The sequence below is a fragment of the Streptomyces sp. NPDC002793 genome, from assembly GCF_040295485.1.
Taxonomy (GTDB): Bacteria; Actinomycetota; Actinomycetes; order Streptomycetales; family Streptomycetaceae; genus Streptomyces.
Genome location: NZ_JBEOVL010000023.1, coordinates 1 through 22,441, shown reverse-complemented (window position 1 = coordinate 22,441; position 22,441 = coordinate 1). Strand labels below are relative to the sequence as shown.

Annotated in this window: 18 protein-coding genes; 16 read left to right on the top strand and 2 right to left on the bottom strand. The window is 69.6% G+C overall.

Annotated elements, in window-relative coordinates; genetic code table 11:
* The first annotated feature begins 114 nt into the window (after positions 1 to 114).
* The 5 genes from ABT001_RS22310 to ABT001_RS22290 all read left to right on the top strand — a co-directional run bounded on the left by ABT001_RS22310 (position 115) and on the right by ABT001_RS22290 (position 7,231).
* Complete coding sequence (locus ABT001_RS22310; protein ID WP_351280201.1) at positions 115 to 987, top strand: MHYT domain-containing protein; 873 nt, start codon at positions 115 to 117, stop codon at positions 985 to 987.
* 38 nt (positions 988 to 1,025) lie between these two features.
* On the top strand, positions 1,026 to 3,146 hold the full coding sequence (gene uvrB / locus ABT001_RS22305; protein WP_351280198.1) for an excinuclease ABC subunit UvrB: 2,121 nt from the start codon (positions 1,026 to 1,028) through the stop codon (positions 3,144 to 3,146).
* A 133-nt stretch (positions 3,147 to 3,279) separates the two neighbouring features.
* Positions 3,280 to 3,858 carry a TerD family protein gene (locus ABT001_RS22300; protein ID WP_015607863.1) on the top strand — a complete coding sequence of 193 codons (579 nt, stop codon included), beginning with the start codon at positions 3,280 to 3,282 and terminating at the stop codon, positions 3,856 to 3,858.
* Between the two features lie 142 nt (positions 3,859 to 4,000).
* On the top strand, positions 4,001 to 5,965 hold the full coding sequence (locus ABT001_RS22295; RefSeq protein ID WP_351280195.1) for a TerD family protein: 1,965 nt from the start codon (positions 4,001 to 4,003) through the stop codon (positions 5,963 to 5,965).
* A 267-nt stretch (positions 5,966 to 6,232) separates the two neighbouring features.
* Positions 6,233 to 7,231, top strand: coding sequence for a TerC family protein (locus ABT001_RS22290; protein ID WP_351280192.1), 999 nt, complete (start codon positions 6,233 to 6,235; stop codon positions 7,229 to 7,231).
* Between the two features lie 67 nt (positions 7,232 to 7,298).
* Here the strand turns inward: ABT001_RS22290 and ABT001_RS22285 are convergent, their stop codons facing one another.
* Both ABT001_RS22285 and ABT001_RS22280 read right to left on the bottom strand, forming a co-directional pair.
* A complete protein-coding gene (locus ABT001_RS22285; protein WP_351280189.1) occupies positions 7,299 to 7,955 on the bottom strand; it encodes an MBL fold metallo-hydrolase in 657 nt (218 codons plus the stop codon).
* A 10-nt stretch (positions 7,956 to 7,965) separates the two neighbouring features.
* On the bottom strand, positions 7,966 to 8,655 hold the full coding sequence (locus ABT001_RS22280) for a maleylpyruvate isomerase family mycothiol-dependent enzyme (RefSeq protein WP_351280186.1): 690 nt from the start codon (positions 8,653 to 8,655) through the stop codon (positions 7,966 to 7,968).
* A 176-nt stretch (positions 8,656 to 8,831) separates the two neighbouring features.
* On the opposite strand from ABT001_RS22280, the gene uvrA reads away from it, so the two are divergent.
* From uvrA to ABT001_RS22225, 11 genes are all read left to right on the top strand, one after another.
* Positions 8,832 to 11,792, top strand: a complete 2,961-nt coding sequence (gene uvrA, locus ABT001_RS22275; RefSeq protein WP_351280184.1) for an excinuclease ABC subunit UvrA — start codon at positions 8,832 to 8,834, stop codon at positions 11,790 to 11,792.
* Positions 11,793 to 12,032: 240 nt separating this feature from the next.
* Positions 12,033 to 12,461, top strand: coding sequence for a Rieske (2Fe-2S) protein (locus ABT001_RS22270; RefSeq protein WP_351280181.1), 429 nt, complete (start codon positions 12,033 to 12,035; stop codon positions 12,459 to 12,461).
* A gap of 78 nt (positions 12,462 to 12,539) precedes the next feature.
* On the top strand, positions 12,540 to 14,645 hold the full coding sequence (gene uvrC / locus ABT001_RS22265) for an excinuclease ABC subunit UvrC (protein WP_351280178.1): 2,106 nt from the start codon (positions 12,540 to 12,542) through the stop codon (positions 14,643 to 14,645).
* On the top strand, positions 14,642 to 15,607 hold the full coding sequence (gene rapZ, locus ABT001_RS22260) for an RNase adapter RapZ (protein WP_351280175.1): 966 nt from the start codon (positions 14,642 to 14,644) through the stop codon (positions 15,605 to 15,607). The genes uvrC and rapZ overlap by 4 nt, the downstream gene beginning before the upstream one ends.
* Entirely contained in the window at positions 15,604 to 16,635 is a 1,032-nt protein-coding gene (locus ABT001_RS22255; RefSeq protein WP_351280172.1) for a gluconeogenesis factor YvcK family protein, read from the top strand. Before rapZ ends, ABT001_RS22255 begins: the two co-directional genes overlap by 4 nt.
* Positions 16,626 to 17,615 carry a DNA-binding protein WhiA gene (gene whiA / locus ABT001_RS22250; RefSeq protein WP_351280169.1) on the top strand — a complete coding sequence of 330 codons (990 nt, stop codon included), beginning with the start codon at positions 16,626 to 16,628 and terminating at the stop codon, positions 17,613 to 17,615. Before ABT001_RS22255 ends, whiA begins: the two co-directional genes overlap by 10 nt.
* Positions 17,616 to 18,264: 649 nt before the next feature.
* Positions 18,265 to 19,275, top strand: coding sequence for a type I glyceraldehyde-3-phosphate dehydrogenase (gene gap, locus ABT001_RS22245; protein WP_136328654.1), 1,011 nt, complete (start codon positions 18,265 to 18,267; stop codon positions 19,273 to 19,275).
* A 112-nt stretch (positions 19,276 to 19,387) separates the two neighbouring features.
* Positions 19,388 to 20,599: a phosphoglycerate kinase gene (locus ABT001_RS22240; RefSeq protein WP_351280166.1), complete on the top strand. Its 1,212-nt coding sequence runs from the start codon at positions 19,388 to 19,390 to the stop codon at positions 20,597 to 20,599.
* 6 nt (positions 20,600 to 20,605) lie between these two features.
* The gene (gene tpiA, locus ABT001_RS22235; protein ID WP_351280163.1) at positions 20,606 to 21,382 is read left to right on the top strand and encodes a triose-phosphate isomerase; all 777 of its coding nucleotides are present in this window, start codon (positions 20,606 to 20,608) and stop codon (positions 21,380 to 21,382) included.
* A gap of 112 nt (positions 21,383 to 21,494) precedes the next feature.
* The gene (secG, locus tag ABT001_RS22230; RefSeq protein ID WP_307127593.1) at positions 21,495 to 21,731 is read left to right on the top strand and encodes a preprotein translocase subunit SecG; all 237 of its coding nucleotides are present in this window, start codon (positions 21,495 to 21,497) and stop codon (positions 21,729 to 21,731) included.
* A 109-nt stretch (positions 21,732 to 21,840) separates the two neighbouring features.
* Positions 21,841 to 22,176 (top strand): RNA polymerase-binding protein RbpA, encoded by a 336-nt coding sequence (locus ABT001_RS22225; RefSeq protein ID WP_078598194.1) that lies wholly within the window; start codon positions 21,841 to 21,843, stop codon positions 22,174 to 22,176.
* Positions 22,177 to 22,441 lie beyond the last annotated feature (265 nt).

Here is a 22,441-nt window from a genome sequence, read left to right as displayed (position 1 = left end):
GCCGGATCCTCCGGGGGCCCGGAGACCGCTAAAATGCCGTCCTTATGTTTGCTTGCCGGGCCTTGCCCTTTAGGGTCACCCCGAACCCGGGCACACCGCGAAGGGCGTACCAGCATGCAGGGCACAGTTGACGGATTCACCTACGGCCTCGTGACCCCCGTCACGGCGTTCCTCATGGCGTGCCTCGGTGCCGCCCTGGGGCTTCGCTGCACCGCGAGGTCCCTGCGTACCCGAGGCGCCTCCAGAGCCGGCTGGCTGGCCCTCGGAGCGACGTCCATCGGTTCCGGTATCTGGACGATGCACTTCATCGCGATGCTGGGCTTCACCGTGCGGGAGGCGCCGGTGAGCTACGACAGGCCCCTCACCTTCGCCAGCCTCGCCGTGGCCATCGTGATGGTCGGGATCGGGATCTTCCTCGTCGGCTACCGCGGCGCCACCCGGATGGCACTGGTCACCGGCGGGACGATCACCGGCCTCGGGGTCGCCTCCATGCACTACCTGGGCATGGTCGGGATGATCTTCGAGGGGCTGTTCGAGTACAACACGCTCACCGTCGCGTTCTCCGTGGTCATCGCGGTGGTGGCCGCGACCGCCTCGCTGTGGGCGGCCGTCTCCGTCCACGGCTTCCTCCCCAGCCTCGGCGCCAGCGTCGTCATGGGTGTGGCCGTGAGCGGGATGCACTACACGGGAATGGCCGCGCTCCAGGTGCACCTGCACCCGGACGCCGCACCGGCACCGCCCGGCGAGTCCCCCACCTCGCTGCTCCTGCCGATGATGATCGGACCGGGCTGCTTCCTGCTGCTCGCCGCCGTGATCGTGATGATCGACCCCCTGGTGGTGACCGGTGCGCCCGGGGAGGCACGCCGGCTGCCCGGTCACCCTTCCAGGCGCGGGGGGCCGGTGAACGCGATCCCCGTCCAGCGCCGCTACACCCCGCCGTACGAGTCCGTCTCACGCAGGGAGTACCGGCAGCCGCGGAACCGCTGATCCCCGCCGTTGTCAGTGGGGGGTCGTACGGTGGTTGCATGCGGCCAGTCTCGAAGATCGAACGTTCGGTGGCGCCTTTCGAGGTCGTCAGTCCCTACCAGCCCAGCGGTGACCAGCCCGCGGCCATCGCCGAACTGGAGCGTCGCGTCCGCCGGGGCGAGAAGGACGTGGTCCTGCTCGGCGCCACCGGCACGGGCAAGTCGGCGACGACCGCCTGGATGATCGAGAAACTGCAGCGCCCCACCCTGGTGATGGCGCCGAACAAGACGCTCGCCGCCCAGCTGGCCAACGAGTTCCGGGAGCTCCTCCCGAACAACGCCGTCGAGTACTTCGTCTCGTACTACGACTACTACCAGCCCGAGGCGTACGTCCCGCAGTCGGACACCTACATCGAGAAGGACTCCTCGATCAACGAGGAGGTCGAGCGGCTGCGGCACTCCGCCACGAATTCGCTGCTCACCCGGCGCGACGTCGTCGTGGTCGCTTCGGTCTCCTGCATCTACGGCCTGGGCACCCCGCAGGAGTACGTGGACCGGATGGTCCAGCTCAAGGTCGGCGACGAGATCGACCGTGACCAGCTGCTGCGCCGCTTCGTCGAGATCCAGTACACCCGCAACGACCTCGCGTTCACCCGCGGCACCTTCCGGGTGCGCGGCGACACGATCGAGATCTTCCCGGTGTACGAGGAGCTCGCCGTCCGCATCGAGATGTTCGGTGACGAGATCGAGGCCCTCTCGACCCTCCACCCGCTCACCGGCGAGGTCATCAGCGAGGACGCCTCGCTCCACGTCTTCCCCGCCAGCCACTACGTGGCGGGCCCCGAGCGTCTGGAGAAGGCGGTCGGGGGCATCGAACAGGAGCTGGAACAGCGCCTCGCCGAGCTGGAGAAGCAGGGCAAGATGCTGGAGGCCCAGCGGCTGCGCATGCGCACCACGTACGACATCGAGATGCTGCGTCAGATCGGCAGCTGCTCCGGTGTCGAGAACTACTCGATGCACTTCGACGACCGCTCTCCCGGCACCGCCCCCAACACCCTCCTCGACTACTTCCCCGAGGACTTCCTCCTCGTCCTGGACGAGTCGCACGTCACGGTGCCGCAGATCGGCGCGATGTACGAGGGCGACGCCTCCCGCAAGCGGACCCTCGTCGACCACGGCTTCAGGCTGCCGTCGGCCCTGGACAACCGCCCGCTGAAGTGGGAGGAGTTCCTCGGCCGGATCGACCAGACCGTCTACCTCTCCGCGACACCCGGGAAGTACGAGATGTCCCGGGGAGACGGGTTCGTCGAGCAGATCATCCGGCCCACCGGGCTCGTCGACCCCGAGGTCGTCGTCAAGCCCACCGAGGGCCAGATCGACGACCTGGTCCACGAGATCCGCAAGCGGACCGAGAAGGACGAGCGCGTCCTGGTCACCACCCTCACCAAGAAGATGTCCGAGGACCTCACGGACTACTTCCTCGAGCTCGGCATCCAGGTCCGCTACCTCCACAGCGACGTGGACACCCTGCGCCGCATCGAGCTGTTGCGTGAACTGCGCTCCGGTGAGTACGACGTCCTGGTCGGCATCAACCTCCTGCGTGAGGGACTCGACCTGCCCGAGGTGTCACTGGTGGCCATCCTCGACGCGGACAAACAGGGCTTCCTGCGCTCCGGCACCTCGCTGATCCAGACCATCGGACGTGCCGCCCGTAACGTCTCGGGGCAGGTCCACATGTACGCCGACAAGATCACCCCGGCGATGGCGCAGGCCATCGACGAGACCAATCGCCGCCGTGAGAAGCAGATCGCCTACAACACCGAGCGCGGGGTCGATCCGCAGCCGCTCCGGAAGAAGATCAACGACATCGTCGCGTCCATCGCGCGCGAGGAGGTCGACACCGAGCAGTTGCTCGGCACCGGCTACCGGCAGGCGAAGGACGCCAAGGCCCCTGTTCCCTCGCTGGGAGGCAAGGCCGCCGCGGGGGGCAAGGCGCCGAAGGGCGGAGCGGTGGTCACCGACCGGCCCGCCGCGGAGCTCGCCGGGATCATCGAGGAGATGACGGACCGCATGCGGGCGGCCGCCGCCGACCTGCAGTTCGAGGTGGCGGCCAGGCTGCGCGACGAGGTGGGGGAGCTGAAGAAGGAGCTGCGGCAGATGAGGGAGGCGGGGCTGGCCTGATCCCGTGGGGCCCGCAGTGTTGCAGGACCGACACAGAAACGGCCCACCCCTGCTTATCGCCCGCGCCGACTGCGTAGGGTGCGGGGAAACCGCACACTGACGGGTGCGGGGCAATGCGGAGAGGGGACAGCGCGTGACGGTCAACATGACCAAGGGCCAGGCCATCAGCCTGCAGAAGAGCGACGGGGGGACCCTGACCGCGGTACGGATGGGGCTCGGCTGGCAGGCGGCCCCGCGCCGCGGGCTGTTCGGTTCGCGCACCCGGGAGATCGACCTTGACGCCTCGGCGGTGCTCTTCGCCGACAAGCAGCCCGTGGACGTCGTGTTCTTCCGCCACCTCGTCAGCGACGACGGCTCGGTCAAGCACACCGGCGACAACCTGGTCGGCGGCGCCGGCTCGGGCGGCGACGACGAGGCGATCCTGGTCGACCTGCAGCGGGTCCCGGTCCACATCGACCAGATCGTCTTCACGGTGAACTCGTTCACCGGCCAGACGTTCCAGGAGGTGCGGCACGCCTTCTGCCGCATCGTCGACGAGACCAACGGCCAGGAGCTCGCCCGCTACACGCTGGACGGCGGCGGACAGTACACGGCACAGATCATGGCGAAGGTGCACCGGGCGGGCAGCGGATGGCAGATGACCGCCCTCGGCAACCCGGCCAACGGCCGGACCTTCCAGGACCTGATGCCGTCGATCCTGCCGCACCTGTAGGCGGGGCAGGGGCACGGGCGGCGCCGCCCGGTCCACACATGCGTACGAGCAGCTCCCGGAGGCATTCGCCGCCGGGAGCTGCGCCCATGGCAGGGCACCACACATGGCAGGGCACCACACCGAACGTCGAGGGGACAGGGCGATGACGGCCGAGCTGGTCCGGGGGCAGAACCACACCTTGCCCCAGACCCGTCTGGAGATCAGGGTGTCGGCGGCCTCGCCCGTCGTGGCCGGGGCCACGCTCGGGGACGAGCGGGGCACGGTCCGCGGCGCCGAGTGGATCGCCCATCCCGCCTCGCACCGGGTGCCGGGCCTGGAGGTGTCCAGGCAGGCGGCGGCCGATCACCGGCTGGCCGTGGACCTGGACGCGTTGCCCGACGCGGTGCACCGCGTCACCGTGCTCCTCGCCCTGCCCCTGGGGCCAGGACGGCCGGGCAGGTTCGGCGCGGTCGCCGCGCCCTTCGTCGCCGTCACCGGACTCGACGGTGCCGAGATCGCCACGTTCACCCTCACCGGCCTGGACACCGAGTCCGCCGTTTCGGCGCTGGAGCTCTACCGCCGCCAGGGCGTATGGAAGGTCCGCGCCGTGGGCCAGGGCTACGCCGCGGGGCTCGCCGAGATGCTCGCGGACCAGGGTGTGGCGGAGGCCGCTGAGCTGGCCGCCTCCATACAGGAGGCCGTGGCCACGGGACTCGCCCGCTCCGTGCCGCCGCCGCCCCGCGCTCCCGGCGGCGAGCGGGTGGCACACTCCGCGGGCCACACCGCTTCCGAAGGGCCCGCCGCCTCCGCCACCGCCTCCGCCGGTCCCGGCCGGCCGGCCGCCTCCGCGGAGTCCTCCGAGTCGCCGGCCGCCCCCAACCCCCCGCGCGCGGACACTCCGGGCGGCCCCGTCAGCTACGCGCACCCGCGGCGTCAGACCTCGGCGCCGCCCCCGCCGCCCCCGACCGCTCCGTCCACCACCCCGGGGCAGCCCGCCCCGCCCGTCGCCGGTGACGCCGCCGGCTGGTCCATGGACGAGCGGCTCTACAACCAGATCTGGGGCATGTTCGAGGACCTCGCCCGCACCGTAGCCGCCTACCGCAGCGCGGCCGACTTCGCCGAGTCCCGGATGGACCAGGAGCTCGACCGGGTCCTGTCGGACCCGCGCAGCCGGATCGGCGGGTCGGGTGACCGCGCCCGGGAGGAAGCCCGGGCGAAGCGCGACGAGCTCACCGGCCGGGCGCGGGAGGCGCTCGAGCGCGACCTCGCCCAGCTCGCCGCCGAGTCCGCCGTCGTCGAACCGGCCCTCCCCGCCGCGTACGCGGGCTGGGAGAACCCTGTCTGGCACGGCTACCGGGTACCGACGGAGATGCCGATGGCCCTGCGCATCGGCGACGTCCATCTGCCCGAGGGCGTCGGCCTGCGCATCCCGCTCCTGGTGCGGCTCCCACTGGAACGCGGGATCTGGGTCGACAGCGGCCGTACCGCCTCCGGGGCGTCCGGCGCGACGGACGGGGACCAGCTGCGCGGGGCGGCCATGGAGACGGCGGTCGCGATGGCCGCGAGGCTGCTCGCCGTACACCCGGCGGACGAGTTCTCCGTCCACGTCATCGACCCGGCCGGCGCGGCCGCTGGTCCGCTCGCGCCCCTGGTCGGCCCCGGAGTGCTCGCCGGGCCGCCCGCCACCGGGGCGCACGGGGTGTCCTCGGTCCTCGCCCACCTCACCCGGCGCGTCGACCTGGTGCAGATGGCGGTCAGGGCCGGCGCCGCGGACGCGCTGCCCCCGGACCTCGACACGGGGGAGCATCTGCTGATCGTCAACGACTTCCCGCACGGCTTCGACGACAAGGCCGTCACCCAGCTGCGCTACCTCGCCGACGAAGGCCCCGCGGTGGGCGTGCACCTGCTGATGGTGGCCGACCGAGAGGACGCCCGCGCCTACGGACCGGTGCTCGACCCGCTGTGGCGTTCCCTGCTGCGGATCACCCCGGTGGCCGACGACCACCTCGCCGATCCCTGGGTCGGCCACGCGTGGACGTACGAGCCGCTGAGGGCGCCCGGGGGCAGTCGTGTCCTGGAGCAGGTCCTCGCGAGGGTGGCCGCGGCCCGGCGTGCCGGTTACCGCTGAGCCGGATGACGGAAAGTCAGATGTGCTCCACATAGGCCCTGAACTGGCATTTTGATCACGCCTTGGTGAGGACTTTACTGTTTCTTGGTGCTTCATGTACTGTTCTTTGTGCGGAGGGGAGTACTCCCGATCGCGGCGTTCCCGTCAGTACGGACTGTGACCGGTCCCGGGGCGTCGGCCCGACACGCATCCCGCATGTCCTGGGTGGAAGAGACCTCCGGCAGCGACGACGCTGATCTATAGCCGTAGCGAACTGCCGGAGGCGCAGTGGACGTATCATGGACTCTCTGGGTGCTGACCATTCTTGGTCTGGTCGCCCTCATCGCTGTCGACTTCTTCATCGGGCGCAAGCCCCATGACGTGTCGACCAAGGAAGCCGGAATCTGGACCGTCGTCTGGATCGCGCTGGCCGTCCTCTTCGGGCTAGGCCTGCTGGTCTTCGGCGAGAGCCAGGCATCGGGCGAATTCTTCGCCGGCTTCATCACCGAGAAGTCGCTCAGTGTCGACAACCTCTTCGTCTTCATCCTGATCATGGCGAAGTTCTCGGTGCCCTCCCACCTCCAGCAGCGTGTGCTGCTCATCGGTGTGCTGATCGCTCTGGTGCTGCGTGCGATCTTCATCGCGGCCGGTGCAGCGGTCATCGCCAACTTCTCGTGGATCTTCTACATCTTCGGCGCGTTCCTGATCTACACCGCCTGGAAGCTGATCCAGGAAGCGCGAGCCGACGATGACGAGGAGGACTGGGAGGAGAATCGCCTCCTGAAGTCGATCGAGCACCGCTTCGGTGTCGCCGACAAGTACCACGGGACCAAGCTCTTCATCCGTAACAACGGCAAGCGCGTCATGACCCCGCTGATGGTGGTCATGCTCGCCATCGGCAGCACCGACATCCTGTTCGCGCTGGACTCGATTCCGGCGATCTTCGGTCTGACCCAGGACCCGTACATCGTCTTCACCGCCAACGCCTTCGCCCTGATGGGCCTGCGGCAGCTGTACTTCCTCATCGGCGGTCTGCTGAAGAAGCTGGTCCACCTCAGCTACGGGCTCTCGGTGATCCTCGGGTTCATCGGCGTCAAGCTGGTGCTGCACGCCCTGCATGAGTCCGGGGTGCACGTCCCGGTCATCTCCATCCCGTTCTCCCTCTCCGTCATCTGCGGCGTCCTGGTGATCACCACGATCACCAGCCTGATCGCCAACAAGAAGACGGCGGCCCTGGAGGCCGAGAAGAAGAAGGACGACAGCGAGAACGCCGGCGTCGAGAAGTAACGCCGGACGGACGGACCGACGGCCGGGGCCCCGCGAGGGGCACCCGGCCGTCGGGTTTTTCGGCGGTTCACCAGCCGCGCAGGCGCCACTCCGGCAGGTGCGGCCGCTCGGCACCGAGCGTGGTGTCGTGACCGTGGCCCGGGTAGACCCACGTCTCGTCCGGCAGGCGGTCGAAGAGCTTGGTCTCCACGTCGTGGAGGAGGCTCGCGAACGCCTCCGGGTCCTCGTGCGTGTTGCCGACCCCGCCCGGGAAGAGGCAGTCCCCGGTGAACAGGTGCGGGGCCCCGTGCGGATCGTCGTAGACCAGGGCGATGGACCCCGGCGTGTGGCCGGTCAGATGCCGGGCGGTCAGTGACACCCGTCCCACCCGGACCGTACCGCCGTCCTCGACGGGCTCATCGGTCGGGACCGGGATGCCCTCGGCGTCGTACCTCCCGGCGTAGGTCCGTGCGCCGGTGGCTGCCACCACCTCACCGAGAGCCTGCCAGTGGTCGCCGTGCCGGTGCGTGGTGACGACGGACGTGATGCCGTCCTCACCGATCAGCCGCAGCAGGGTCCCGGCCTCGGCGGCCGCATCGATCAGGAGCTGCTCGCCGGTGGCCCGGCAGCGCAGCAGATACGCGTTGTTGTTCATCGGGCCGACGGCGACCTTGGAGATCATCAGGTCCGTCAGCTCGTGCACATCGGCAGGTCCGCCGACCTTGACCGTTCCGCTGTACGTCATGTGACGCAGCCTATAGCGGGGGCAGCGCGGGAAGGCTGCCGCCTTCGACGACGAGCGCGGAACCGTCACGGCGTCCGCAGAGCCAGCCGAGGATGTCGGGGGCCGTGCCCCGGACGGTGACCGGAGCGCCCTCGGCCCCGCCGCCCGTGGTCCACAGCCGGCCGTCCGCGGTGACCGCCGTCGTGGGGACGACCTCGGGGTGCCCGGCGAACCGCTCGGCCAGGAAGTCGTTCGCCCGGATCACGAACTCCTCCGGCAGATCCTCCAGCTCGTATCCCACCCCGAGGTCCACGTGGTGCAGCTCGACCTCGGTCCAGCGGCGGAAGGGGATCCGGGATGCCGAGTCCGTCACACCGTTGCGCATCGCTACCGTACGTGACCAGTCGGCCGGCTCCTCCGCCGCGGCCAGGAACGCCGCTCCACTCCCGCGCAGGTCGGTGAGGTGTTCGGCCAGGGGCCGCGTCGCGTCCCGTTCGATGTCGGCGTCCCGGGTTTCGCTGCTCGCGTACATCGGGCGCCCCTGGAGAACATTTACGAGGGCGTCGGCGTTACGTGACAGGTGGGCGAGAACATGGCCGCGGCTCCAGCCCGGCAGGCGCGACGGCTCGGCGACGGCGCCGTCGTCCATCCCGCCCGTCGCACCGAGCAACCGCTCGGTCGCCTCACGTACCGCTTCCAGGTCGCGCGCTTGATCAGTCATGGACCGAGCGTAGACCCCACCACTCATTCGGGTGATGGAGTCTTCGGACGTCCGTAAATCGAATGCGCGTGCTATACGCTCGGAGTCGAAAGCTCCGTACATCGCTGAAGCGCCCCCCATACCCTGGGACCAGGGGCTCAGTTCCCCCACTTCTCTCCAGAAAGGTGCGGACCGGCGTGGCCGACCGTCTCATCGTCCGTGGCGCGCGCGAGCACAACCTGAAGAACGTCTCGCTCGATCTCCCCCGTGACTCCCTCATCGTCTTCACCGGGCTCTCCGGATCGGGCAAGTCCTCGCTCGCGTTCGACACGATCTTCGCCGAGGGGCAGCGGCGCTACGTGGAGTCGCTCTCCTCGTACGCCCGGCAGTTCCTCGGCCAGATGGACAAGCCGGACGTGGACTTCATCGAAGGCCTCTCGCCCGCCGTCTCCATCGACCAGAAGTCGACCTCGCGCAACCCGCGCTCGACGGTCGGAACCATCACCGAGGTCTACGACTACCTCAGGCTGCTCTTCGCCCGGATCGGCAAGCCGCACTGCCCCGAGTGCGGCAGGCCCATCGCGCGTCAGTCGCCGCAGGCCATCGTCGACAAGGTGCTCGGCCTGCCCGAGGGCAGCCGTTTCCAGGTCCTGTCCCCCCTGGTGCGCGAGCGCAAGGGCGAGTTCGTCGACCTCTTCGCCGATCTCCAGACGAAGGGGTACAGCAGGGCACGCGTCGACGGCGAGACGATCCAGCTGTCCGAGCCGCCCAAGCTGAAGAAGCAGGAGAAGCACACCGTCGAGGTGGTCATCGACCGCCTCACGGTGAAGGACAGCGCCAAGCGCCGGCTGACCGACTCCGTCGAGACGGCACTGGGCCTCTCCGGCGGCATGGTCGTGCTCGACTTCGTCGACCTGGACGCGGACGACCCCGAGCGTGAGCGGATGTACTCCGAGCACCTCTACTGCCCGTACGACGACCTCTCCTTCGAGGAGCTGGAGCCCCGCTCCTTCTCCTTCAACTCCCCCTTCGGCGCCTGCCCCGACTGCACGGGCATCGGCACGCGGATGGAGGTCGACCCGGAGCTGATCGTCCCGGACGAGGACAAGTCCCTCGACGAGGGGGCGATCCACCCCTGGTCCCACGGCCACACCAAGGAGTACTTCGGCCGCCAGATCACCGCCCTGGCCGACGCCCTCGGATTCCGCACGGACATCCCCTGGGCCGGACTCCCGGCGCGTGCGAAGAAGGCCCTGCTCCACGGCCACAAGATCCAGACCGAGGTGCGCTACCGCAACAGGTACGGGCGCGAGCGCGCCTACACCACCCCCCGCTTCGAGGGCGCCGTCCAGTACGTCAAGCGGCGGCACTCCGAGGCGGAGAGCGACTCCAGCCGGGAGCGCTACGAGGGCTACATGCGCGAGGTGGCCTGCCCGACGTGTGAGGGCACCCGGCTCAAGCCGCTGGTCCTCGCGGTCACGGTGATGGAGAAGTCCATCGCCGAGGTCGCAGCGATGTCGATCAGCGAGTGCGCCGAATTCCTCGGCCGCCTCAAGCTGAACGCCCGTGACAAGAAGATCGCCGAGCGGGTCCTCAAGGAGGTCAACGAGCGGCTGCGGTTCCTCGTCGACGTCGGCCTGGACTACCTCTCGCTGAACCGTGCCGCGGGCACCCTGTCCGGTGGTGAGGCGCAGCGCATCCGGCTCGCCACCCAGATCGGCTCCGGGCTCGTCGGTGTGCTCTACGTGCTGGACGAGCCGTCCATCGGCCTGCACCAGCGCGACAACCACCGGCTGATCGAGACCCTGGTGCGGCTCCGGGACATGGGCAACACGCTCATCGTCGTCGAGCACGACGAGGACACCATCAAGGTCGCCGACTGGGTGGTCGACATCGGCCCCGGCGCGGGCGAGCACGGCGGCAAGGTCGTCCACTCCGGTTCACTCGAAGAGCTGCTGGCCAACAAGGAGTCGATCACCGGTCAGTACCTCTCGGGCAAGAGGGTGATCGAGATGCCGGACGTCCGGCGTCCCGTCGACCCGAAGCGCCGGCTCACGGTGCACGGTGCCCGGGAGAACAACCTCCAGGACATCGACGTCTCCTTCCCGCTCGGCGTGCTCACCGCCGTCACGGGGGTCTCCGGTTCGGGCAAGTCGACCCTGGTCAACGACATCCTCTACACCCACCTGGCGCGCGAACTCAACGGCGCCAAGTCGGTTCCCGGCCGGCACACCCGGGTCGACGGCGACGACCTGGTCGACAAGGTCGTCCACGTCGACCAGTCGCCGATCGGCCGTACACCGAGGTCCAACCCGGCCACGTACACCGGGGTCTTCGACCACGTCCGCAGGCTGTTCGCCGAGACGATGGAGGCGAAGGTGCGCGGCTATCTGCCGGGCCGCTTCTCCTTCAACGTCAAGGGCGGCCGCTGCGAGAACTGCTCCGGCGACGGCACGATCAAGATCGAGATGAACTTCCTGCCCGACGTGTACGTCCCGTGCGAGGTCTGCCACGGTGCGCGCTACAACCGGGAGACGCTGGAGGTCCACTACAAGGGCAAGTCCATCGCCGAGGTGCTGGACATGCCGATCGAGGAGGGCCTGGAGTTCTTCGAGGCCGTTCCGACGATCGCCCGCCACCTCCGCACGCTCAACGAGGTGGGCCTCGGGTACGTCAGGCTCGGCCAGTCCGCGCCGACGCTCTCCGGCGGTGAGGCTCAGCGGGTGAAGCTCGCGAGCGAGCTGCAGAAGCGCTCCACCGGCCGCACGGTCTACGTCCTGGACGAGCCGACGACCGGTCTGCACTTCGAGGACATCAGCAAGCTCATCGCGGTGCTGTCGGGCCTGGTCGACAAGGGCAACACGGTGATCGTCATCGAGCACAACCTCGATGTCGTCAAGACCGCCGACTGGGTCGTCGACATGGGCCCCGAGGGTGGCAACGGCGGCGGCCTGGTCGTCGCCGAGGGCACCCCGGAGCACATCGCCTCGGTACCCGCCAGCCACACCGGGAAGTTCCTCCAGGAGATCCTGGGTGCGGACCGGATCGGTGAGAGCACGACGCCCGCGGCCCGCAAGGCGCGCAGGGCGCCCGCGAAGAAGACCGTGGCCGCGAAGGCGACCACGGCCAAGAAGGCCGTCCGCGCACGGAAGGCCTGACCCGGTCCGGCAGGGCGGTCCCGTAAGGGTGGTGCCCCCCTGCCGTACCGGCCTGACGACGTGGCCGGCCCGTCCGCCCGCCCCGGTACTCCCGGGGCCGGTCGAGGGGCCGGCCGTCTCCGTCGGTATCGTCGGGTCTGTCGCCCATGCCACCGGATGCGGCCGGTGCCCCGAGTCCGTGGCACCCGGAGCCCCGGACGGTGACGGCGGCTCTCTGTCCCCCCGACCCGTGGAGACCGCATGTCCGGCCTGCCCGCCGCCCGCCGTACCGTACTGAAGGGCGCCGCTCTCGCCGGTGCCGCCGGGCTGGGAGCGGCAGCCTGCTCGACCGATTCGAAGCTCGGTCACGCGCAGACGCCCACCCCCACCGCACCCGTGGAACTCGGGGCCGCGGACGAGGTGCCGGTCGGCGGGGCGAAGCTCTACCGGGAGCAGCGGGTCGTGGTGAGCTGCCCGGCCGCCGGCGAGTACAGGGCGTTCAGCGCGCAGTGCACCCACGCGGGCTGCCTGCTGGACAAGGTCGAGGGCAACGAGGGCAACTGCCCCTGCCACGGCAGCCGCTTCGACATGACCACGGGCAAGGCGCTACAGGGTCCTGCCACCGTGCCGCTGCCCTCCGTCCCGCTGAAGCTCGAGGGCGGAAAGCTCGTCGCGGGCCCCGGGGCCTGACCGGCGGGCGAGCCCGTCACGGGCTCCCGCGGTCCGGGAAATGCCGCTCTGTCACTGCCCGCCAGTAGGGTGTGAGACATGGCAGACCCCTCCAGCTACCGCCCCAGGCCGGGACAGATCCCCGACTCCCCGGGGGTCTACAAATTCCGCGACGAGCACCGCCGGGTGATCTACGTCGGGAAGGCCAAGAACCTGCGTCAGCGCCTGGCCAGCTACTTCCAGGACCTGGCGGGCCTGCACCCGCGCACCCGCACGATGGTCACCACGGCCGCCTCCGTGGAATGGACCGTGGTCTCCACCGAGGTCGAGGCACTTCAGCTGGAGTACTCCTGGATCAAGGAGTACGACCCCCGGTTCAACGTCAAGTACCGGGACGACAAGAGCTATCCCTACCTCGCGGTCACGCTCAACGAGGAGTTCCCGCGCGTCCAGGTGATGCGCGGCGCCAAGAAGAAGGGCGTGCGCTACTTCGGTCCGTACGGGCACGCCTGGGCGATCCGCGAGACCGTCGACCTGATGCTCCGGGTCTTCCCCGTGCGGACCTGCTCCGCGGGCGTCTTCAAGAACGCCGAGCGGACCGGCCGGCCCTGCCTCCTCGGCTACATCGGCAAGTGCTCGGCCCCGTGCGTCGGACGGGTCACCCCCGAGGAGCACAGGGACCTGGCCGAGGAGTTCTGCGACTTCATGGCAGGCCGCACCGGGACGTACATCCGCCGCCTGGAGAAGGACATGATGCGGGCGGCCGAGGACATGGAGTACGAGCGGGCGGCCCGGCTGCGCGATGACGCGGGAGCGCTGAAGCGGGCCATGGAGAAGAGTGCCGTGGTCCTCGCCGACGCCACCGACGCCGATCTGATCGCGCTCGCCGAGGACGAGCTGGAGGCGGCCGTGCAGATCTTCCACGTCCGCGGCGGCCGGGTGCGGGGCCAGCGGGGCTGGGTCACCGACAAGGTGGAGGCCGTCGACACGGCGGGCCTGGTGGAGCACGCGCTCCAGCAGCTGTACGGGGAGGAGTCGGGCGACTCCGTCCCCAAGGAAGTCCTGGTCCCGGCGCTCCCCGAGGACCCCGAAGCCGTGTCCCAGTGGCTCGCGGGCCGCAGGGGGTCCCAGGTCAGCCTGCGCATCCCGCAGCGGGGCGACAAGAAGGACCTGATGGGCACCGTCCAGCGCAATGCCCAGCAGGCGCTGGGGCTCCACAAGACCAAGCGCGCCTCCGACCTCACGACGCGCTCCCGCGCTCTGGAGGAGATCGCCGAGGCGCTCGGCCTCGACGCCGCTCCGCTGCGCGTCGAGTGCTTCGACATCTCGCACCTCCAGGGTGACGACGTGGTCGCGTCCATGGTGGTCTTCGAGGACGGGCTCGCGCGCAAGAGCGAGTATCGCCGCTTCCAGATCAAGGGCTTCGAGGGGCAGGACGACGTCCGGTCGATGCACGAGGTCATCGGCCGCCGCTTCAAGCGCTACCTCCATGAGAAGGAGCGGACGGGGGAGTGGGAGGAGACCCCGGCCCCGACAGGCGCGGTCCCGGCCCCCACAGGCGGCCCCGCCCCGGCCCCCACAGGTCCGGCCCCCACAGGTCCGGCCCCCACAGGTCCGGCCCCCGCCCTCGTGGCGCCGGACCTCGACCCCGCCCGCGAGGAGCCCCGCGAGGACGACGGCCGCCCCAAGCGCTTCGCCTACCCCCCGCAGCTCGTGGTCGTCGACGGCGGGCAGCCCCAGGTGGCCGCCGCCAAACGCGCTCTGGACGAGCTGGGCATCGACGACATCGCCGTCTGCGGTCTCGCCAAGCGTCTCGAAGAGGTCTGGCTGCCCGACGACGACGATCCGGTGGTCCTGCCCCGATCCAGCGAGGGCCTCTATCTCCTTCAGCGCATCCGGGACGAAGCCCACCGCTTCGCCATCACCTACCAGCGGGCCAAGCGGGCCAAACGCATCCGCAGCAGCCCCCTGGACGACGTCCCGGGCCTCGGTGAGACCCGGAAGCACGCGCTGATCAAGCATTTCGGTTCCGTCAAGAAGCTGAGGCAGGCGACAATCGAAGAGATCTGCGAGGTGCCGGGGATAGGGCGCAGGACCGCGGAATCGGTGGCCGTCGCCTTCGCCGCGGCCGCCCCGGCCGCACCCGCCGTGAACACCGCCACTGGAGAGATCATCGAAGACGACGACGGGGGCAGCAGGACATGACCGAGCACACGCAGGAACACCAGGACGACAGCGGTCGAGCAGACGGAGCAGCAGACATGAGCACGGGAAGCACCGCGGAGAAGGCCGAGGCCACGTCGCCCGCCATCCCCGAGCTGGTGATCATCTCCGGAATGTCGGGTGCCGGGCGCAGCACCGCCGCCAAGTGTCTGGAGGACCTCGGCTGGTTCGTCGTCGACAACCTGCCGCCCGCGCTGATCCCCACGATGGTGGAGCTTGGCGCCCGGTCCCAGGGCAACGTCGCCCGCATCGCCGTCGTCGTCGACGTGCGCGGACGGCGCTTCTTCGACAACCTCCGGGAGTCCCTCGCGGACCTGGAGGCCAAGCACGTCACCCGGCGGATCGTCTTCCTGGAGTCCTCCGACGACGCCCTCGTACGCCGTTTCGAATCCGTCCGCCGTCCGCACCCGCTCCAGGGTGACGGCCGTATCGTCGACGGGATCGCGGCCGAGCGTGACCTGCTGCGTGAGCTGCGGGGCGATGCCGACCTGGTCATCGACACCTCCAGCCTCAACGTGCACGAGTTGCGGGCCAAGATGGACGCCCAGTTCGCCGGGGACGAGGAGCCCGAGCTGCGGGCGACCGTGATGTCGTTCGGCTTCAAGTACGGGCTGCCGGTCGACGCCGACCTCGTCGTCGACTGCCGCTTCCTGCCCAATCCGCACTGGGTCCCGGAGCTCCGCCCCTTCACCGGGCTCAACCAGGAGGTGTCCGACTACGTCTTCGACCAGCCGGGCGCCAAGGAGTTCCTCAACCAGTACACGGAGCTGCTGCAGCTCATCGCCGCCGGTTACCGCCGTGAGGGCAAGCGGTACGTGACCATCGCCGTCGGGTGCACGGGCGGCAAGCACCGTTCCGTCGCGATGTCGGAGAAGCTGGCCGCACGACTGGCCACCGAAGGGGTCGAAACCGTCCTCGTCCACCGGGACATGGGGCGAGAGTGACCAGTCGCAATCTGCGTCTGCGGCGGTTGAGCAGGGCCACGGCCACGCTCTCCGGCCGCAACCGCGGTACACCCAAGGTCGTCGCCCTCGGCGGCGGCATGGGCCTGTCGGCGTCGCTCACGGCGCTGCGCAGGATCACCGGCGACCTCACGGCCGTGGTGACCGTCGCCGACGACGGCGGCTCCAGCGGCCGGCTCCGTGAGGAGCTCGGCGTCCTCCCGCCGGGCGATCTGCGCAAGGCCCTGGCCGCGCTCTGCGGGGACGACGAATGGGGCCGGACCTGGGCCCAGGTCATCCAGCACCGCTTCGAGTCCAAGGGTGATCTGCACGAGCACGCGGTGGGCAATCTGCTCATCGTCGCCCTCTGGGAACAGCTGGGCGACCACGTCCAGGCCCTCGACCTGGTCGGCAAGCTGCTCGGGGCGCACGGCAGGGTACTGCCGATGTCCGCCGTGCCCCTGGAGCTCCAGGCGCTCGTGCGGGGACACGATCCGGAGCGCCCGGCGGACACGGTCACCGTGCGCGGGCAGGCGACGGTGGCGCTGACCCCGGGGGAGGTGCAGTCGGTCCACGTCGTGCCGGCCGACCCGCCGGCGGTCCCCGAGGCGGTTGCGGCCGTCCTGGACGCCGATTGGGTGGTTCTTGGCCCAGGGTCCTGGTTTTCCTCGGTGATTCCGCATCTGCTGGTGCCGGAGCTGCTCGACGCACTGGTGACCACGAAGGCCCGTAAGGTCCTCTCGCTGAACCTCGCACCACAGCCCGGTGAAACAGAAGGGTTCTCACCGCAGCGTCATTTGGAGGTTTTGGGACGACACGCCCCTAAACTCGCCATGGACGTGGTGCTGGCCGACGAGGCCGCCGTGCCCGACCGCGAGTCCCTCGCCGACGCCGCACAGCGGCTCGGAGCCGCGGTCGAGCTGGCCCCCGTGGCCTCACCCGACGGCGTTCCGATTCATGATCCGGAGCTGTTGGCCGCCGCGTACGACCGTATTTTTCGGATGCATGGAAGGATCGGCCCATGGCGATGACGCCAGCGGTGAAGAACGAAATCTCTCATCTTCCCGTGACCCGCACCTGCTGCAGAAAGGCAGAGGTCTCGGCGATCCTTCGGTTCGCGGGTGGGCTGCACCTGGTGAGCGGCCGGATCGTGATCGAGGCCGAGCTGGACACGGGGAGCGCGGCGCGCAGGCTCAAGCGGGACATCCTGGAGATCTTCGGGCACAGCTCGGAGCTGATCGTGATGGCCCCCGGCGGACTGCGCCGCGGCTCCCGCTATGTCGTGCGCGTCGTGGCGGGCGGCGACCAGCTGGCCCGCCAGACCGGTCTGGTGGACGGCCGTGGCCGTCCCATCCGCGGGCTGCCCCCGCAGGTGGTCTCGGGGGCCACCTGCGATGCGGAGGCCGCTTGGCGCGGAGCCTTCCTGGCCCACGGTTCGCTCACCGAGCCGGGGCGCTCCTCCTCCCTGGAAGTGACCTGTCCCGGCCCGGAGGCGGCCCTCGCCCTGGTCGGCGCGGCCCGCAGGCTCTCCATCGCCGCCAAGGCCCGCGAGGTGCGGGGGGTGGACCGTGTCGTCGTCCGTGACGGTGACGCGATCGGCGCCCTGCTGACCCGGCTGGGAGCACACGACGCGGTGCTCGCCTGGGAGGAGCGCCGGATGCGGCGCGAGGTCCGGGCGACGGCCAACCGGCTCGCCAACTTCGACGACGCCAACCTCCGCCGCTCCGCCCGCGCCGCGGTCGCAGCGGGTGCCCGTGTGGGGCGCGCGCTGGAGATCCTGGGCGAGGAGGTCCCGGAGCACCTCGCCGCGGCCGGACGGCTGCGGATGGAGCACAAGCAGGCCTCCCTGGAGGAGCTGGGTGCGCTCGCCGACCCGCCGCTGACCAAGGACGCGGTCGCGGGCCGGATCAGACGCCTGCTGGCGATGGCCGACAAGCGGGCCCAGGACCTCGGGATCCCGGGCACGGAGTCGACGCTGAGCGAGGATCTGGCCGACGGTCTCGTGGGCTGAGACCGCCGGAGGCCACTGGCCGCCCCTCCTGGGCAGGGCAGGGGCCCCGTCCCGGCCGGCGGGGAGGGGTTTTCCTTCGGGCCGGGCTCCATTCCGGAATTCGGCCGAGCCTCTTTTTCGGAATGGGCCGGGCGGCCACGCCCGGGGATTGATTGAGCGCCGCCCCGCACGATTGAGCGGGGCAGGTTCCATAGTTCCGTCGCCCCCGCACCGCGAAAATATGCACCCGGCACTTCTTATCGATTGAGTGCCGCTCCGCCCAATTGAGCGAGGCCCCGTCGGGTGGTTTTCCGCGGTACTCGCGCCGGGGGGGGGACACCCGTGCGCGCCGAGCCGGCATGGGCGGACGCCGGTGGTGACTGCCGGTGACCGCGGGCGGGTCGTGGTCGGCGCCCGTCCTGTTCCCGTAAAGGGCCCGGGCTCGCCGGGAGTTGACGCTCGGTGGCGATGTGGCGCGCCGTGACCGCCGGCGAGGTCCGCTGCGGCCGAATTTCCATGCTCCTGCTCGGAAGTAGGGAGATCTCTCTCCGCGGCGTCCCTCTCGATGTCACCCCGGAGCCTTCGGAGAGGTAGGGTCGGAGGCGGTCGGGGACATCCCTATAAAACTCGCCGGCATCGAAACCGGCGTTCCTAACGAGGAGATCGGTTCGTGACGATCCGCGTAGGCATCAACGGCTTTGGCCGCATCGGTCGTAACTACTTCCGCGCGCTGCTGGAGCAGGGTGCGGACATCGAGATCGTGGCTGTCAACGACCTGGGTGACACTGCGACCACGGCTCACCTGCTGAAGTACGACACCATTCTGGGTCGTCTCAAGGCCGAGGTCAGCCACACCGCCGACACCATCACCGTCGACGGTCACACCATCAAGGTGCTCTCCGAGCGCAACCCGGCCGACATCCCCTGGGGTGAGCTGGGCGTCGACATCGTCATCGAGTCGACCGGCATCTTCACCAAGAAGGCCGACGCCGCGAAGCACATCGCCGGTGGCGCCAAGAAGGTCCTCATCTCGGCTCCGGCCAAGGACGAGGACATCACCATCGTGATGGGCGTCAACCAGGACAAGTACGACGCGGCCAACCACCACGTCATCTCCAACGCCTCCTGCACCACCAACTGCGTGGCGCCGATGGCCAAGGTTCTCGACGAGAACTTCGGCATCGTCAAGGGCCTGATGACGACGGTCCACGCGTACACGAACGACCAGCGCATCCTGGACTTCCCGCACTCGGACCTGCGTCGCGCCCGCGCCGCCGCCGAGAACATCATCCCCACCACGACGGGCGCCGCCAAGGCGACCGCCCTGGTCCTCCCGCAGCTCAAGGGCAAGCTCGACGGCATCGCGATGCGTGTCCCGGTCCCGACCGGTTCCGCCACCGACCTCGTCGTGACGCTGCAGCGCGAGGTCACCAAGGACGAGGTCAACGCCGCCTTCAAGAAGGCCTCCGACGACGGCGACCTCAAGGGCTTCCTGACGTACACCGAGGACCCGATCGTCTCCTCGGACATCGTCGGCGACCCGTCGTCCTGCACCTTCGACTCCTCCCTGACCATGGTCCAGGAGGGCAACACGGTGAAGATCCTCGGCTGGTACGACAACGAGTGGGGTTACTCCAACCGCCTCGTCGACCTGACCGTCTTCGTCGGCGGCCAGCTCTGATCCTAGGATCGACAGGCATCCAGGTGTGATGTGAGGGGCTCGGACGGCGCAACGCGGCGCCGTTCGAGCCCCCTTGCATGCTCATCAGTCCTTCCAAGGAGTAGAGGAACAGATGAAGACGATCGACGAACTTCTCGCCGAAGGGGTCGCGGGCAAGCGGGTTTTCGTCCGCGCCGACCTCAACGTGCCGCTGGACGGCACCACGATCACCGACGACGGCCGGATCCGCGCCGTCCGGCCGACGGTCGCCGAGCTCGCCGCAGCCGGCGCGCGGGTCATCGTCGCCTCGCACCTCGGCCGCCCGAAGGGGGCCCCGGACCCGGCCTTCTCGCTGGCTCCCGCCGCCGCGCGCCTGGGTGAACTGCTCGGTGCCGAGGTCGCCTTCGCGACCGACACCGTCGGCGAGTCCGCCCGCGCCACGGTCGCCGCCCTCACCGACGGCCAGGTGGCCGTCATCGAGAACCTCCGCTTCAACGCCGGCGAGACGTCGAAGGACGACGCCGAGCGCGGCGCCTTCGCCGACCGGCTCGCCGAACTCGCCGATGTGTACGTCGGGGACGGCTTCGGTGCCGTCCACCGCAAGCACGCCTCGGTCTTCGACCTCCCGGCCCGGCTGCCCCACGCCGCCGGCGGTCTGATCGCCACCGAGGTCGGCGTCCTGAAGAAGCTCACCGAGGACGTCGCGCGCCCGTACGCCGTGGTCCTCGGCGGCGCCAAGGTCTCCGACAAGCTCGGCGTCATCGACCACCTGCTGGAGAAGGCCGACCGCATCCTGATCGGCGGCGGCATGGCGTACACCTTCCTCAAGGCCCAGGGCCACGAGGTGGGCATCTCGCTGCTCCAGGAGGACCAGGTCCCCGCCGTCCAGGGGTACCTCAAGCGGGCCGAGGAGCTCGGTGTGGAGTTCGTGCTCCCCGTCGACGTCCTCGTCGCCGGAGAGTTCCCGGACCTGAAGACCAAGGCCCCGGCCCACCCCACCACGGTCGCCGCCGACGCCATCCCGGCCGACCAGGAGGGCCTGGACATCGGCCCCGAGACCCGTGCGCTGTACGCGGCGAAGCTCGCCGACGCGGCCACCGTCTTCTGGAACGGCCCGATGGGTGTCTTCGAGCACCCCGACTACGCCGAGGGCACCAAGGCGGTCGCCCAGGCCCTCGTCGACTCCCAGGCCTTCAGCGTCGTGGGCGGCGGGGACTCCGCGGCCGCCGTCCGTATCCTGGGCTTCGACGAGAACGCATTCGGCCACATCTCGACCGGTGGCGGCGCCAGCCTCGAATACCTCGAGGGCAAGACGCTTCCCGGCCTCGCCGCACTGGAGGACTGACCCTTAATGAGCACCCGCACCCCGCTGATGGCGGGCAACTGGAAGATGAACCTCAACCACCTCGAGGCCATCGCGCACGTCCAGAAGCTCTCCTTCGCCCTGTCCGACAAGGACTACGACGACGTCGAGGTCGCCGTCCTGCCGCCCTTCACGGACCTGCGTTCCGTGCAGACGCTGGTCGACGGCGACAAGCTGAAGATCAAGTACGGCGCCCAGGACATCTCGGCGCAGGACTCCGGCGCGTACACCGGCGAGATCTCCGGCCCCATGCTCGCCAAGCTGAAGTGCACGTACGTGGCCGTCGGCCACAGCGAGCGCCGCCAGTACCACGGCGAGAACGACGAGGTCTGCAACGCCAAGGTGAAGGCCGCGTACAGGCACGGCCTGACCCCGATCCTCTGCGTCGGCGAGGGCCTGGACATCCGCAAGGCCGGTGACCAGGTCTCCTACACCCTCGCGCAGCTCGACGGCGCACTGAAGGACATCCCTGCCGAGCAGGCCGAGTCCGTCGTGATCGCCTACGAGCCGGTCTGGGCCATCGGAACCGGCGAGGTCGCCACCCCCGAGGACGCCCAGGAGGTCTGCGGCGCGATCCGCCGCCGGCTGGCCGAGCTGTACTCCCAGGAGCTGGCCGACGCCGTCCGTATCCAGTACGGCGGCTCGGTGAAGTCCGGCAATGTCGCGGCCATCATGGCGCAGCCCGACGTGGACGGCGCCCTGATCGGCGGCGCCGCGCTCGACGCCGACGAGTTCGTCAAGATCGTCCGCTTCCGCGACCAGTGAGTATGCGCTAGCGCGGATCCGTCGTACCCTTGCGGGGGCCGAGGGGGGTCTCCCCCAGGCCCCCGCTGTTCGTACACACAGTCCAAGGAATTCCGGAAAGTAGGGACCAGCCGTGATTTTGGCGTTCGAGATCGCCCTGATCGTCTTCAGCCTGCTGCTGATGCTGCTGGTGCTGATGCACAAGGGGAAGGGCGGCGGCCTCTCCGACATGTTCGGTGGTGGAATGCAGTCCTCCGTGGGTGGCTCCTCGGTCGCCGAGCGGAACCTCGACCGCATCACCGTCGTCGTCGGTCTGGGCTGGTTCGCGTGCATCGTCGTCCTCGGTCTGCTCATCAAGCTGGACAGCTGACCCGTCGTCGGCGATTCCCGGTGAGGGTGTAACTCCTTTCACTGGACGCGCGTTGGGCCTTACGTAGACTGGGGCATCTTCGAGCACCATCACGCAGGGAGTTACGACCGTGGCAAGTGGCAACGCGATCCGGGGAAGCCGGGTCGGAGCGGGGCCGATGGGGGAGGCCGAGCGAGGCGAGTCCGCGCCGCGCCTCCGCATCTCCTTCTGGTGCTCGAACGGGCACGAGACGCAGCCGAGCTTCGCCCATGACGCGCAGGTACCGGAGACCTGGGACTGCCCGCGCTGCGGCTTCCCGGCCGGACAGGACCGGGACAGCCCGCCGGCCCCGCCGCGCACCGAGCCGTACAAGACACACCTGGCGTACGTGCGTGAGCGGCGCAGCGACGCGGACGGCGAGGCGATCCTCGCCGAAGCCCTCGCGAAACTCCGCGGCGAGATCTAGGGCGTGTTTCGAAGGACCCGCCTGCCTGGCGGCGTCTGGCACGCACGCCCGCCGCGTTGTCGATCACCCCGATATATCCAGTATCGGGGCGACCCTCCGCCTTGCGATCGCACGCACCGGACGCCGCCAGGCCCGCCCTTCGGGCGGACGGCGCTACTTTCGAAACACGCCCTAGCTTGATCTTTAACCTCGGGGTCCGAACGGTCCGTCGTACTTGATCACTCGGGCTGGTAACTGCGGTACACGCAGGCGGCCTTCGGCTGAG